General features: G+C 63.7%; 11 protein-coding genes. 3 read left to right on the forward strand and 8 right to left on the reverse strand.

The window, feature by feature from the left end:
• The first annotated feature begins 42 nt into the window (after positions 1 to 42).
• Genes P0Y58_21890 through P0Y58_21900 form a run of 3 tightly spaced genes read left to right on the forward strand, consistent with a single transcriptional unit; the run spans position 43 to position 5,512 of the window.
• A complete protein-coding gene (locus P0Y58_21890) occupies positions 43 to 1,281 on the forward strand; it encodes an exonuclease SbcCD subunit D C-terminal domain-containing protein (GenBank protein WEK29532.1) in 1,239 nt (412 codons plus the stop codon).
• The gene (locus P0Y58_21895; GenBank protein WEK29533.1) at positions 1,278 to 4,922 is read left to right on the forward strand and encodes an SbcC/MukB-like Walker B domain-containing protein; all 3,645 of its coding nucleotides are present in this window, start codon (positions 1,278 to 1,280) and stop codon (positions 4,920 to 4,922) included. The genes P0Y58_21890 and P0Y58_21895 overlap by 4 nt, the downstream gene beginning before the upstream one ends.
• Complete coding sequence (locus P0Y58_21900) at positions 4,919 to 5,512, forward strand: glutathione S-transferase (GenBank protein WEK29534.1); 594 nt, start codon at positions 4,919 to 4,921, stop codon at positions 5,510 to 5,512. Before P0Y58_21895 ends, P0Y58_21900 begins: the two co-directional genes overlap by 4 nt.
• A gap of 32 nt (positions 5,513 to 5,544) precedes the next feature.
• Here the strand turns inward: P0Y58_21900 and P0Y58_21905 are convergent, their stop codons facing one another.
• The 8 genes from P0Y58_21905 to P0Y58_21940 all read right to left on the reverse strand — a co-directional run bounded on the left by P0Y58_21905 (position 5,545) and on the right by P0Y58_21940 (position 14,762).
• Positions 5,545 to 5,724: a hypothetical protein gene (locus P0Y58_21905; protein WEK29535.1), complete on the reverse strand. Its 180-nt coding sequence runs from the start codon at positions 5,722 to 5,724 to the stop codon at positions 5,545 to 5,547.
• Between the two features lie 113 nt (positions 5,725 to 5,837).
• Positions 5,838 to 6,977, reverse strand: a complete 1,140-nt coding sequence (locus P0Y58_21910; protein WEK29536.1) for a lactonase family protein — start codon at positions 6,975 to 6,977, stop codon at positions 5,838 to 5,840.
• Positions 6,943 to 7,233, reverse strand: coding sequence for a DUF5629 family protein (locus P0Y58_21915; protein WEK29537.1), 291 nt, complete (start codon positions 7,231 to 7,233; stop codon positions 6,943 to 6,945). Before P0Y58_21915 ends, P0Y58_21910 begins: the two co-directional genes overlap by 35 nt.
• A 163-nt stretch (positions 7,234 to 7,396) precedes the next feature.
• Positions 7,397 to 9,772 carry an RND family transporter gene (locus P0Y58_21920; GenBank protein ID WEK29538.1) on the reverse strand — a complete coding sequence of 792 codons (2,376 nt, stop codon included), beginning with the start codon at positions 9,770 to 9,772 and terminating at the stop codon, positions 7,397 to 7,399.
• 20 nt (positions 9,773 to 9,792) lie between these two features.
• Positions 9,793 to 10,809 carry a YCF48-related protein gene (locus P0Y58_21925; protein ID WEK29539.1) on the reverse strand — a complete coding sequence of 339 codons (1,017 nt, stop codon included), beginning with the start codon at positions 10,807 to 10,809 and terminating at the stop codon, positions 9,793 to 9,795.
• A gap of 194 nt (positions 10,810 to 11,003) precedes the next feature.
• Positions 11,004 to 13,661: an aminopeptidase N gene (gene pepN / locus P0Y58_21930; protein ID WEK29540.1), complete on the reverse strand. Its 2,658-nt coding sequence runs from the start codon at positions 13,659 to 13,661 to the stop codon at positions 11,004 to 11,006.
• A 13-nt stretch (positions 13,662 to 13,674) separates the two neighbouring features.
• Positions 13,675 to 14,505, reverse strand: coding sequence for a DUF2797 domain-containing protein (locus P0Y58_21935; GenBank protein ID WEK29541.1), 831 nt, complete (start codon positions 14,503 to 14,505; stop codon positions 13,675 to 13,677).
• Positions 14,502 to 14,762, reverse strand: a complete 261-nt coding sequence (locus P0Y58_21940; protein ID WEK29542.1) for a DUF1315 family protein — start codon at positions 14,760 to 14,762, stop codon at positions 14,502 to 14,504. Before P0Y58_21940 ends, P0Y58_21935 begins: the two co-directional genes overlap by 4 nt.
• Positions 14,763 to 14,775 lie beyond the last annotated feature (13 nt).

The following is a 14,775-nucleotide window of genomic DNA, read 5'->3' on the forward strand; positions in this document are numbered from 1 at the left end:
ACCAAGCCCTCGCTTGCTCGACTCGACACCAACAGGTCATCCATGCGTCTGTTTCATACCTCCGACTGGCACCTGGGCCAAAGCCTGCACGGCCAGGAACGCGATTTCGAACACGCCTGTTTCCTTGACTGGCTGCTCGGCCAGCTGCACCTGCGCCAGCCCGATGCGCTGCTGATCGCGGGCGATATCTTCGACACGGTCAACCCGCCGGTCAAAGCGCAGGAGCGCCTCTACGACTTCATCGTTCAGGCCCACGAGCAACAGCCCAAGCTGGACATTGTGATGATCGCCGGCAACCACGACTCCGGCTCGCGCATCGAGTTGCCCGCCGCGCTCATGCGCCGCCTGCGCACCCATGCCCTGGGCCGTGTGCACTGGCTGGACGAAGGCCAGCTGGATGCCGAGCGCCTGCTGATTCCGCTGACCAACGGCCGCGGCAAGGTCGCCGCCTGGTGCCTGGCCCTGCCCTTCCTGCGCCCGGCCGAGGTCACCGGCCCGAACCTGGGCGACGACTACCTGCAAGGCATCACCCAGGTGCACCAGCAATTGATCAGCGCCGCGCAAAAAAAGCGCAAGAAAGACCAGGCGCTGATCGCCATCAGCCATGCGCACATGGCCGGTGGCTCGGTGTCGGAGGACTCGGAGCGCAGCCTGATCATCGGCAACGCCGAGGCATTGCCGGCCAAGCTGTTCGACAAGGCCATCAGCTATGTCGCCCTGGGCCACCTGCACAAACCACAGAAGGTCAACCGCGAGGAACGCATCCGCTACAGCGGCTCGCCAATCCCGCTGTCGTTTGCCGAAATCAACTACCCGCACCAGGTACTGGAAGTGGAGCTGGACGGCACCGAGCTGGTCAGCGTCGAAGCGCGCCCGATTCCACGGGCCGTGGCCCTGCAACGGGTTGGCCCGGCACCGCTGGGCGAGCTGCTGGCACAGCTGGCCGAGCTACCGGTGATCGACCTGCTCGAAGACCCCAACCGCCAGCCCTGGCTGGAGGTGCGGGTGATACTGGACGAGCCGCAACCCGACTTGCGCCAGCAGATCGAAGCCGCAATTGAGGGCAAGGCCGTGCGGCTGATTCGCATCGGCGCCGAGTACGCCGGCCGCAATAACGCAGAAGACGATGACCTGGCCTTTGTCGAGCTGGCCCAGATGACCCCGCAGGACCTGTTCAGCCGCGCCTGGGAACAGGCGTACGGCAACCCCGCAGATGAGCAGGCGCTGGCCGACTTTGCCCTGCTGTTGCAGGACGTGCAGCAGGAACAGGAGCAGCCATGAAAATTCTCGCCATTCGCCTGAAGAACCTGGCATCGCTGGCCGGTCCAATCGAAATTGACTTCACCGCCGAGCCGCTGGCCAGCGCTGGCCTGTTCGCCATCACCGGGCCTACCGGGGCCGGCAAGAGCACCCTGCTCGACGCCCTGTGCCTGGCGTTGTTTGGCACGGTGCCCCGCCTTAACGACATCGGCCGCGAGGCCAAGGTGCCCGACGCCGACGGTGAAATCCCCACCTACGACCCGCGCAACCTGCTGCGCCGTGGCACCGGCAGTGGCTTTGCCGAAGTCGATTTCGTCGGCATCGACGGCCGCCGCTACCGCGCCCGCTGGGAAGCCAACCGCGCCCGCGACAAGGCCAACGGCAAACTGCAGCACAGCCGCCAGAGCTTCTACGACCTGGACAGCGAACAGGTGCTGGGCAGCGGCAAGAACGAATACAAGCAACTGATCGAAGCCCGCCTTGGCCTGAACTTCGAGCAGTTCACCCGCGCGGTGATGCTGGCCCAGAGCGAGTTCGGCGCCTTCCTCAAGGCGGACGACAAAGAACGCAGCGAGCTGCTGGAAAAGCTCACCAACACCGCCATCTACACCCGCCTGGGCCAGCGTGCCTTCAGCAAGGCCCGTGAAGCCGGCGAGGTCCACAACGCCTTGAAGGACCGCGCCAGCCACTTGGTGCCGATGGCCGCCGAAGCCCGCACCGACCTTGACCAGCGCCTGGAGCAGGCGCAGCAGCAGTTCAAGGCCGACCAAGCCGGCGAGCGCCAGCTGGAACAGCAACGCAGCTGGCTGGCTGAACAAGGCCAACTGCAGGCCCAGCATGCCGAAGCCGGCACCGCGCTTCAGGCCGCCGAGCAGCGCTGGCAGCAACTGGCCGAACCCCGTCTGGACCTCGTTCGCCTGGAACGCCTGGCCCCGCAGCGTCACCAGTTTCACCGCCAGCAGGCGCTGGCTGTGCAACTGGCACCCGTGGCCGCGAAGATCGCTGAACAACAACAGCAGCAAGCCGAGCTGCAGGTGCGCACCCACGAGCTCGAACAGGCGCTAGACACCGCACGCCAGGCGCTCGCCGACAGCCAGGCCCGGCACAGCGAAAACGCACCGCGCCTGCGTCAGGCCTTCGCCAGCCAGGACAACCTGGCACGCCTGGACCAGGAGCTGGCAGCGCAGCGCAGTGCCAGCCAACAGGCTGAACAGCAAGTAGCCGATGGCCAGCAACAGGTACAGCAGCTGGATGACAACCAGCAACGCAGCCTGCAGCAACTGGCCCACATCGACACCGCACTGGCCGACAGCCAGCACCTGGCGGGCCTGGCCAATGCCTGGCATGCCTACCTGCCACAGCTGAAGCAGGTGATGCTGATCGGTGGCCGCCTGGCCAAGGGCCGTGAAGAACTGCCCGGCCTGCAGGCCCAGGCCAGCCAGGCCAATGCGCACTTGCAGGCCGAGCGCGACAGCTACGACCTGCTGTTCCGCGAAGCCAAGGCCGAACCGCAGGCACTGGCCGAGCAGATCGATCTGCTGGGCGGCATGCTGCAAGACAACCGCAAACAGCAGCGCGCCGTCGAAGAGCTGTCGCGCCTGCATGGCCGTGAGCAAGAGCTGCGCCAGCAGCTGAACACCCTGCGCGAACGGCAGCAGCAGGCCATGCAGCAGCGCCAGCACCTGATTGCCGAAGGCACCGCCGCCAAGGCCGAGCTGGAAGCCGCCGAGCAAGCGCTGAACCTCACCCGCCAACTGCTGGAACGCCAGCGCCTGGCGCGCAATACCAGCGTCGAAGAACTGCGCGGCCAACTGCGCGACGGTGAACCCTGCCCCGTGTGCGGTAGTGCCGAGCACCCGTTCCACCAGCCCGAAGCGCTGCTGCAGAGCCTGGGTCGCCATGACCAGGCCGAAGAAGACGCCGCACAGAAACAGGTCGAAACCCTCAACAGCAAGCTGGTGGAACTGCGTACCCAGTTGGGTGTGGTCAATGCCCAGCTCAAGGACTACCAACAGCAACTGCAGCAACTGGGCGACCAGCTGCAACCGCTGGTGGCCCAGGTACAGGCGCACAGCTTGTGGCCGGCCATTGCCCCGCAGGACGATAATGCCCGTAGTACCTGGTTCGACGGCCAGTTGCGGCGCCTGGACGAAGAAATCGGCCACGACGAAAAGCGCCAGAGCGCCCTGCTCGCCCTGCAAAAAGACGCCGCCCGCCTCAACCAGCAACTGCAAGCTGCCCACGACGCCCAGCAGCAGGCCCAACGCCACCTGGAGCACCAGCACCAAGCCCTGGCCAACGATGAGCAGCAGTTGCAGCAAGGCCTGAACGACCTGGCCGGCGTATTGCCCGAGGCAGCTCTCAAAGCCCTCAACGAAGACCCGGCCAATGCCTTCCTAGCCCTCGACCAGCAGATTGCCCAACGCTTGCAACAACTGGAGCAGCGCAAGGACGAACTGGAAGAACAGCAAGCCCGCCACGCACAGCTGGACAAATTGCGTGACCAACAACAGGCGCGCGTGCAAGGCCAGCAGCAGTTGCAGCAGCAGCTGGCCGCTCTCGACGAGCAACGCCAGCAGGCCTTGGCTTCGCTCGGCGAACTGCTCGGTGAGCACACCAGCGCCGAGGCCTGGCAGCAGCACATGGACGCCACGCTGGAGCAAGCCCGCGTCCTCGACGCCGACACCGCCCAGCACCTGCAAGCGCTGCGCACCCAAGGTGTACAACTGGCCAGTGAGTTCAAGGCCAACGCCCAACAGCAACAGGCGCTGGACGCCGAGTGCCATCAGTTGCAGGGGCAGATCGCACAGTGGCGCAGTGAGCACCCGGAACTGGACGACGCCGGGCTGGATCGACTGCTGGCCATGGATGATGCGCAAGTGATGGAGCTGCGCCAGCACCTGCAAAACGCCGAAAAAGCCATCGAACAGGGCCGCGTGCTGCTGCAGGAACGCGAACAACGCCTGCAACAACACGCTGCACTGATGACCGTGGACACTTCGGCCGAAGCCCTGCAGCAAGCCCTGACCGAGCTGCGCGAGCGCCTGGCCGGTCACGAGCAACAGTGCGCGGAACTGCGCGCGCAGCAGGCCGACGACCAGCGTCGCCAGCAGGCACACCAGGCGTTGGCGGCAGAAATCGAGCAGGCCCATCAGCAATGGCAACGCTGGGCGCGCCTGAACGCCCTGATCGGTTCGGCCTCGGGCGATGTGTTCCGCAAGATCGCCCAGGGTTACAACCTCGACCTGCTGCTGCACCACGCCAACACCCAGCTGCGCCAACTGGCCCGCCGTTACCGCCTCAAACGCGGCGGCAGCGCCCTGGGCCTGCTGGTGCTGGACACCGAGATGGGCGACGAACTGCGTTCGGTGCACTCGCTGTCAGGCGGGGAAACGTTCCTGGTATCGCTGGCCTTGGCCCTGGGCCTGGCCTCGATGGCTTCCAGCACCCTGCGCATCGAATCGCTGTTCATCGACGAAGGCTTCGGCAGCCTCGACCCCGAGTCGCTGCAACTGGCCATGGACGCCCTCGACGGCTTGCAGGCCCAGGGCCGCAAGGTGGCGGTGATTTCCCACGTGCAAGAAATGCACGAGCGCATCCCGGTACAGATCCAGGTGCGTCGCCAGGGCAATGGCCTGAGTGATGTGGAGGTGTGCGGGTGATCCTCTACTCGTTCCGCCGCTGCCCGTGGGCCATGCGTGCGCGCCTGGCCTTGCGCTATGCCGGATGCGAGGTGGACATCTGTGAGGTGGCGATGAAGAACAAGCCGGCAGAACTGCTGGCCTTGTCGCCCAAGGGTACAGTGCCGGTGCTGGATACCGGTGCCGGGGTACTGGAAGAGAGCCTGGACATCATGCGCTGGGCACTGGCGAAAAATGACCCGCAGGACTGGCAGTTAAAGGCCGATCCGGCGGCGGCGGAGCAGGCTGAAGCGTTGATTGCGCGCAACGACAGCACGTTCAAGGCGCAGGTAAACCTTTACAAGTATGCCGAGCGCTACCCGGCGCATTCCCGCGAACATTACCGCCAGCAGGCCGAGGCCTGGCTGGCGGAGCTCGAAGGTTTGCTTGACGGCCGGGCTTACCTGCTGGCCAATCACCCGAGCCTTGCCGATGCCGCGTTGTTGCCCCTGATGCGCCAGTTTGCCGGGGTCGAACCGCAGTGGTTCGCCGAGGCGGCTTATCCGCGAGTGCGGAGCTGGCTGGAGGGGTGGCTGGCTTCGGAGCTGTACAGGTCAGTAATGGCCAAGTAGCTCACACGCTCTTACAGGGGACAGAGCCAGGATCAGGCGTGATGCTTGCCACTCAGGGCCGCATGGAAATTGGCACTCTGGCGCAGGTACTGCTCGGTGTAGCTGTGGGTCGCGGCGGCCTTGCCGCTGCTGTCGGCATGGGCATGCGTTGGCAGTACGACCGAGGCGGAAATGGCGGATGCGGCAATAACCGGGAAGAGATTGAAGTTCATCTGGGCTGACCTCGACGGCGGTGGTTAGACGGTGGCCCGTTTGGGCCTTGGGTCAAACTTACGCCGCCGAGGCCGCAGGCAAAAATTCATTGCGGCATTACCGATTATCACGCCTATCGATATCGCTCAATGAACTTGAGGTCCGAGGGTGCATCTTGCTTCAGCGTCTGCACCGTCTCCAGCAACTTGCCACTGCGTGGGTCGCGGCGTATCACCACGATCTGGTTGCTCTTCTGGTTGGCCACCAGCAGGAAGTTGTCACTCGGGTCCAGGGCAAATTCCCGGGGGTGATCGCCTTCCACCGAACGACGCTGCAACAACGCCAACTGGCCATCGTCCTTGCTCACACCAAACACGACGATTTCATTGGCTGTGCCGCGGTTGCTCACGTACAGGAAACGCCCGTCCGCCGACAGGTGCAAACCACCTGCGGCCTTCGCTGCTGCCTCCTGGCGCTCGGTCAGAGGTAGGCGTTGGCGTTCGACCAGGTTGCCGTCCTGCACATCGAACATCACCACCTCGGCATTCATCTCCAGGGTGAGGTAGGCGTGCCGGCCCTTGGCGTCGAACAGCAGGTGACGCGGCCCGCTGCCCGGCGGCAAGGCCACGGAAGCAGGTATCGCCGCTGTCAGCGGGTGGTCCGCACTGGCACCGTCGTAGCGGTAGATGAACACTTGGTCGGCTCCCAGATCGCTGGCATACAGGTGCTGGCCATCCGGCGACAGCACCAGCGAATGCACGTGCGCACCGGCCTGACGCTCAGGGTTGACCCCGCTCGCCATGTGCCGGGCCTGTTGCACCACGGGCTTGAGCTTGCCGTCCCTGGCCACCGGGATCACCACCAGGCTGCCACCGGGGTTGGGGTTGACCGCGTAGTTGGCCACGAACAGGTAGCGCTGGTCACGGCTGAGGCTCGCGTGGGTGGGCTCGTCGCCCTGGGTGGCCACCTGGTTGAGTGGCTTGATTTCGCCTTTGCTGCTGATGCTGAAACTGCTGGCATGGCCCTGCGGGGTCTCATTCACCGCGAACAGCTGACGCTGGTCGGCTGACAAGACCAGCCACGAAGGGCTGACGCTCTTCACCACCTGCAGGGGCGTGGGGTCGATCTGGCCGGCCTTGTCGTCAAACTGATAGCGGTAAATGCCCTGGCTGGCGCCATCGGTGTAGCTGCCCACCAGCAAGGTCGCGCCGTGGGCGTTGATTGTCAGGGTCATCAGGCTAGCGGTCAGCAGGCTCGTCCAGGTCCGGTTCATCTTGGTCATCATCCGGGGCACGAAAGGCACTCATACAGACTAGCCGATGCTCGCCGTTGGCATCGTTGAGTTGCCATTCATCACCGGTGGCGACAGCGGCGGCGACTTCATCGGGGGTGAAGGACCAGCGGCGCAGCTGGCGGCCGTCCATGCATTCGACGGTGAGGCCGGATTCGTCGGCAGTGAAATCGAAGGCGTGCAGGCCGTCGATCAGGAGCATGTCGCAGGACTGCAGGGCGGTGGCTAGGGGGGACATGGTGGTACCAACAAGAAATGAATTGGCATTATAACCCTTGGGGCTGCTCTGCAGCCCATCGCCGGCAAGCCAGCTCCCACAGGGACCACACAAATCTGAAGGCTTGCGCTGTACCTGTGGGAGCTGGCTTGCCGGCGATGGGCCGCAGAGCGGCCCCCTATGGTCAGTGGGCGAAAATCGAGCCCCCTTCCTTGCCCACCATCTTCTCCGGTTTGATCAGGAACCGCGCCAGCGCTGGCAACAGCCACAGTGCACCAAACATGTTCCACAGCAGCATGAAGGTCAGCATCAGCCCCATGTCAGCCTGAAACTTGATCGCCGAGAAGATCCAGGTGCATACGCCAATGGCAAGGCACAGCCCAGTGAACAGCACCGCCTTGCCGGTCGAGCGCAGGGTCTGGTAATAGGCCTCCTGCAACGGCAACCCGGCCCGCAGGAAGCTTTCCAGGCGGCTGTAGATGTAGATGCCATAGTCCACGCCAATGCCCACACCCAGCGCCACCACCGGCAAGGTCGCCACCTTCACGCCAATGCCCATGTAGGCCATCAGCGCATTGCCCAGCACCGAGGTCAATACCAGCGGCAGCACGATGCACAAGGTGGCGGCAAACGAGCGGAAGGTGATCAGGCACATCACCGCCACGCAGATGTACACCAGGATCAGGATGGTCAGCTCGGCCGACTTGATCACTTCGTTGGTCGCAGCCTCGATCCCGGCGTTGCCCGCCGCCAGCAGGAACTGCAGGCCCTCCTTGTTGTGGCTGTCGGCAAACGCCTTGGCCACAGCGGTAACCCGCTCCAGGGTTTCAGCCTTGTGGTCGTTGAGGAACACCAGCACCGGCGCCAGCGAGCAGTCACCGTTGTACAGGCCGTCGGCACGGGCGATGGAGTTGTTGAGGATGTCCGGGTTACGCGACAGGGTTTCCCATTTCAGGCTGCCCTCGTTCATGCCCTTGATCACTTGCTTGGACACGGTCACCAGGGAAATCGCCGACTGCACACCCGGGGTGTTCTGCATGGTCCACATCAGCTCGTCGATCGGCGCCATGGTCGAGTGGACCGAGCACTGCTCCGACGGGGTCTTGACCATGATCACCAGCACGTCGGAACTGGTCGAGTAGTTGCTGATGATGAAGTTGTTGTCCTGGTTGTAGCGCGAGTCGGGCCGCAGCTCTGGCGCGCCCTGGTCAAGGTCGCCAATCTTGAGGTTCTGGCTGTACCACAGGCCACCGGCGAAGGCGACCAGTGCCAGGGTCACGGAAACCGGTGCCACCTTGGCACTGGCGAAATTCGACAGCAGGCGCCAGAACGGGTGCTCACGGGTGGCGTCCTTCTTGCTGCGTTCGATGGCCTTCTTGCTGATGCCAACGTAGGAAATGGCCACCGGCAGCAGGATCAGGTTGGTGAACACAATCACCGCCACGCCGATGGAGGCACCAATGGCCAGCTCGCGAATCACCCCGATATCGATGATCAGCAAGGTGATGAAGCCCACCGCGTCAGCGAGAATGGCAATCATCCCCGGCAGGAACAGCTGGCGGAAGGTGCGCCGGGCCGCCGTGAGGGCGTTGTCGGCGTCACTCGACTGCAAGGCGATCCCGTTGATCTTCTGCACCCCGTGGGAAATGCCGATGGCGAAGATCAGGAACGGCACCAGCATCGAGTAAGGGTCCAAGCCAAAGCCCACCGCGTGCATCAGGCCCAACTGCCACACCACCGCCACCAGTGTGGTGATGAGCACGGCGATGGTGCTGCGGATGCACCAGGTGAACCAGTACAACAGCACCCAGGTAATGGCCAGGGCGATGCCGAAGAACATTGCCACCATCACCAGGCCGTCGATCAGGTCCCCGACCTTCTTGGCGAAGCCGACAATGTGAATCTTCACATTGGGGTTCTGCGCTTGGAACTTGTCGCGGATCTTCTCTTCCAGCAGGTGCGAGAACTGCTGGTAGTCCAGCTTCACCTGCTTGCCTGGGTCCTGCGGATCGGGGTAGCTCTCCAGCAGCGGTACATCGACGATGCTGGACTTGAAGTTATTGCCCACCAGCCGCCCCACCTGGCCGGACTTGAGCACGTTGTCGCGCAGGGTGTCGAGGCTGTCCTGCGAACCGTTGTAGGTATTTGGGATCACCTCGCCACCGGAAAAGCCCTCCTCGGTCACCTCGCTCCAGCGCACGCTGGGGCTCCACAGCGACTTCAGCCCGGCACGGTCGACACCGGGAATGTAGAACACCTCGTCATGGACCTGGCGCAAGGTCTCCATGTAGTCCTTGTCGAAGATGTCGCCATTCACCGCCTCCACCGAAATGCGCACGGTGTTGCCGAGGTTGGCCAGGTCGTTGCGGTGCTCCATCATCTGCTCGATGAACGGGTGCTGCAGCGGGATCATCTTTTCGAAGCTGGTGGAGGGGCGAATCTGCGTGGCCTGCCAGAACAGGAAAATGCTCACCACCACGCACAGGGCGATGACCACGGGGCGGTTGTTGAAGATCAGGCGTTCAAGGAGTGTGGCCTTGTCCTGGTGGTGCGGATGCATGGTTATGCTCTCCCTGCTGGTCATCGGCTCGCCCCCTCGGCACCCTGGGCATCCGCCAGGTGTACACCGCCCTGCCCTACCAGCAGCAGGCCGCCATTGGCCAGGCCGCTCACGCCTGCCAGGGCGATGCGGTCGGCACGGTTGTACACACTGAAGGTCTGGCCGCCATCGGCACTGCGCAGCACGCTGCCGCCGTTGCCGACCAGCACCAAGGTGCCATCATCGAGAAGCGTAGCGCTTGCCAGGCCGAATTCGAGATCACCGCGCGCGGCTTTGAGTTCGATCGGCTGCCAGCTGTCACCAAAGTCGGTGGAACGGAACAGGTTGCCGCGCAGGCCGTAAGCCAGCAGGGTATTTGCCTGGGCAGTGCCGATCACGCCGAACAGCGAGCCCTCGTAGGGGCCCTGGACCTTGGCCCAGGTCTGGCCGTTGTCGGCGGAGCGGAACATGCTGCCCTGCTCGCCGACGATGAACAGGCCGGCGTCATGGACCCGGGCGATACCATTCAGGTGCAACTGGTCGGGGTTGTCCAGGCGCTCGGCCACGTCGTGCCAGTGCTGGCCGCCGTCGGTGGTCTCCAGCAAGGCGCCGTAGGCACCCACGGCAAAGCCGTGTTGGGTATCGACGAAGGCGACATCGAGCAGGGGCGCTTCACGGGCGAGGTCTTCGAACTGCTTGGTCCAGGTCGCCCCGCCGTCGCTGCTGGCGAGGATCTGCGCATCATGGCCGACCGCCCAGCCGCGCTTGTCATCGAGGAAGAACACGGCGGTGAGCAACTGCCGGGTGGGTACCCGGGCCTGGGTCCAGGTGTTGCCCTGGTCGTCGGAGAACAGGATGTGACCGCGATCACCCACCACAACCAGGCGTTTGCCCGCGTGGGTGGCGCCGATCAGCAGGCTTTGGCTGGCCTTGGCCGATTCGGTGGAATATTCGTCGGCTGCGGCGGCCTGGGCACTGTCGGCCCATACCCCCAACACCAGCGCCAGCAGCGCACCGCTTGCCAATGGCCAGGCCCTGCGACTGATCTGCTCCCTCATGACTGCCCCCTTGTTGTGTTCTTGTTGGTGGGTCAATGCATTGCAGGTACTGCGAAAAGGCTGAATTAGAGGCCTGCAATAGCTTGAAGGGACTGTAGCGGGGATGTTGGCGGGGATACAACGGGCGGGGTGTTATGTTTTGTTGTCGGCTTGAAAAAGCCGGGGCCGCTGTGCGGCCCCAATGTCTACCGGGCTTACGCCAGGCTCTTGCTCACCACTTCATACACATCACTGGACAGCTCGCCAGACGCCAGAATCCGCTCCAGCTCGCCCTTCATCAGCGCCTGACGCGCATCGTCATACTTGCGCCAGCGGGTCAGTGGTGCCAATTGACGCGAAGCAATCTGCGGGTTCAGTGCATTCAGCTTGATCACCAGGTCCGCCAGGAAGCGGTAGCCCGAGCCATCCGCCGCATGGAAGTTGACCAGGTTCTGCCCGGCAAAGGCACCAATCAGCGCACGTACCTTGTTAGGGTTCTTCAAGGTGAACGCTGGGTGCTGCATCAGCGCCTTGACCCGCGCCAGCCCGCCCGGCAGCGCGCTGGCGGCCTGCACGCTGAACCACTGGTCCATGACCAGCGGGTTGTCCTTGAAGTGCTCGGCAAAGGCTTCCAGGGCCTTGGCACGCTCAGCTTCGAACGGCGAGTTGACCAGCACTGCCAGCGCCGTGAGGCGTTCGGTCATGTTATCGCACTGATCGAACTGCTCCAGGGTCGCTTCCAGCACCTGCGGCTTGCCGCTCTGCATCAGGTACGACAGGGCGATGTTCTGCAGGCTACGGCGGGCGAAATGCTCGGCAGAAGCCACGTAGGCGGTGCTGCGCGACACTTCACGGTTGGCCTGGTAGCGCGCCCACAGGGCGTCGAACAGCTGCGCCGCGATCTGCTGGCGAGCGAACTCGCGGGCAGCGTGGATGGCATCCACGTCGGCCACCTGGCTGATTTCGGTGAGATAGGCCTCGCCCGGCAGCGAAAGCATCTCGGCAACCATGGCGGCGTCCAGCGACGCGTTACCGAGCACGGTGCCCAGGGCAGTGATCAGTCGCTGATCGAGTTTCAGGGCTTCGCCGCGTTGATGCTGGCCGATCAGCTCTTGCAGTACCTGTACCGACAGTTGCTGCCCCGCTTCCCAGCGGTTGAAGCCGTCGCTGTCGTGCTGCATCAGGAACATCAGCTGGTCGCGGTCGTAAGGGAAGCTGAGCTTCACCGGCGCACTGAAGCCGCGCAGCAGCGACGGCAACAGCTTGGCCCGGACACCCTCGAAGATGAAAGTTTGCTCGGCCTCAGTCACCGACAGCACACGGCTGGTAGCGCCCGCAGCTGTTTCACCGGCCAGACGCAGCGGCAGGTCATTGCCTTCGGCGTCCAGCAGGCCCAGCTCGACCGGGATCACGAACGGCAGCTTCTCAGCCTTGTCCGGGGTTTGAGGGCAGCTCTGGCGGAAGGTCAGGCTGTAGGTCTGAGCACCAGCGTCGTAGGCCTCGCTGACTTCCAGGCGCGGGGTACCGGCCTGGCTGTACCAGCGCTTGAACTGGGTAAAATCGACGCCGTTGGCGTCTTCCATGGCCTTGATGAAGTCGTCGGTGGTCACCGCCTGGCCATCATGGCGTTCAAAGTACAGGTCGCTGCCTTTGCGGAAGCCTTCGTTACCCAGCAGCGTACGGACCATGCGCACCACTTCGGCGCCCTTCTCGTACACGGTCAGGGTGTAGAAGTTGGAGATTTCGATGAAGCTGTCCGGGCGCACCGGGTGGGCCATGGGGCCGGCGTCTTCGGCGAACTGGTGGGTGCGCAGGTAGGCCACGTCTTCGATGCGCTTGACCGTGCGCGAGTTCATGTCGGCGCTGAACTCGGCATCGCGGAACACCGTGAAGCCTTCCTTGAGCGACAGCTGGAACCAGTCACGGCAGGTGACACGGTTGCCCGACCAGTTGTGGAAGTACTCGTGGGCGACCACGCCTTCGACGCGCTGGTGCGCAGCATCGGTGGCGGTTTCGGCACGGGCCAGCACACAGCTGGAGTTGAAGATGTTCAGGCCCTTGTTTTCCATGGCGCCCATGTTGAAGTCGTTGACCGCCACGATCATGAAGATGTCCAGGTCGTACTCGCGACCATAGACTTCTTCGTCCCAGCGCATGGACTTCTTCAGGCTGACCATGGCGTGGTCGCACTTGTCGAGGTTCTCGGGCTCGACATAGATGCGCAGCATCACATCGCGGCCAGACTGACGCGTGAAGTTGTCCTCGATGCACCACAGGTCGCCGGCCACCAGCGCGAACAGGTAGGCCGGCTTTTTGAACGGGTCTTCCCAGGTTGCCCAGTGGCGGCCATCCTCGGCCGGCCCGCTGCCTGTAGGGTTGCCGTTCGACAGCAACACCGGGTAGCGATGCTGCTCGGCGATCACCGTGGTGGTGAAGGTGCTCATCACATCCGGGCGGTCGAGGTAGTAGGTGATCTTGCGAAAGCCTTCGGCCTCGCACTGGGTGCAGAACATCTTGCCCGACTTGTACAGGCCTTCCAGCGCGGTGTTGCTCTCGGGGTGGATCTTCACGCTGGTGTCGAGGGTGAAGCGCTCGGCCTTGGGGTGCAGCGTCAGGCTGTCGGCTGCGAGCTGGTAATCGCTCGCCTGCAGTTCCTGGTCGTCCAGCGCGGCGCGCAGCAACTCCAGCTGCTGGCCGTCGAGCACCAGGGGCGGCAGGCCGGCACCACGGTCCGGGTTGCGGCGCATGACCAGTTGCGCGTGAACCAGGGTGTGGTCCTCGAACAGCTCGAAGGTCAGGTGCGTCTCGTCGATCAGGTACTCGGGCGCCTGGTAATCCTTGAGGTAGATCACTTGCGGTTGTTCGGTACGCATGTGCAGGTCCTTTTTACTGGAGCACGGCCAACTGGTAGGCCGTGTACTTGCGAATGTTGATCACACCGGTGTCGAAGATCAGGTACTGGCCCTTGATACCCAGCAGCGTGCCTTCCACCACCGGGTTCTTGTCGAGGTTGAAACTGACGATCTTGGTTGGGTAGGCCTCGACCGGGTAGCGCATTTGCACCACTTCGGCGTCCGGCAGTGGCTGTATCGCCTGCAGGCCGAAGCGCCCCTGCAGCTCGCGCAGGCCGTCGGCGCAGGCGTCGAAGATCTGGTCACGAATGGCCGGCAGGTCGAGCACTTCGGCGTCGCCTTTGAGCAGCGCACGCCAGTTGGTGCGGTCTGACACCTGGCTGCGCAGCACGTCTTCGACCAGGCCAGACTGCTGGCGGGTAGCCACGCGCATGATCGGCTGGGCCTGGCTGGCGCCCTGGTCGAGCCAGCGGGTGGGCAGCTGGGTAGCGCGGGTGATGCCGACCTTGATCCCTGACGAGTTGGCCAGATAGACCACGTGGTCAGTCATGCAGAACTGTTCGCCCCACGACGGTTCACGGCAGGTGCCGGCGTCGTAGTGGCATTTTTCCGGGGCCATGATGCACACGTCGCACTGGGCCAGCTTGGTCATGCACGGGTAGCAGTACCCTTGGCTGAAGCTGGTCTTGGTGCGTTTGCCGCAGTGATTGCAGTGAATGGCGCCGAGGTACTCAAGGCGCAGGCGCTGGCCGATCAACGGGTTGACCGGCACCTGCGTGTCATCCAGGCGGAAGCTGTATTGCACCACGGGCGCCTGCAGGCTTACCGACATCTTGCTCAACGAGCCACGAGCGAGTTCGATCAATGTACCGAGTCCGACTTGAACAGAATGTTGGCAATTGGCGCGGACTTCGACGCGCATTCCTGCACACCCATGTAGCCGGTGCGCTGGTCTTCGGGCAGGTTTTGCATCTCCCAGGCGATCACGGCCTGCAGCGACAGCTCTTTCTGCTCGACGGTGAGCTTGCGGCCATCCGACCATTTGCCGATTTCCACGGCCAGTTTCAGGCTCTCGTAGATTTCCGGGGTAATGTTTTCAATCATTTGCGCGAAAGTGGACATAGTGTCTCCTGAT

This window comes from Candidatus Pseudomonas phytovorans (assembly GCA_029202525.1).
Taxonomy (GTDB): Bacteria; Pseudomonadota; Gammaproteobacteria; order Pseudomonadales; family Pseudomonadaceae; genus Aquipseudomonas; species Aquipseudomonas phytovorans.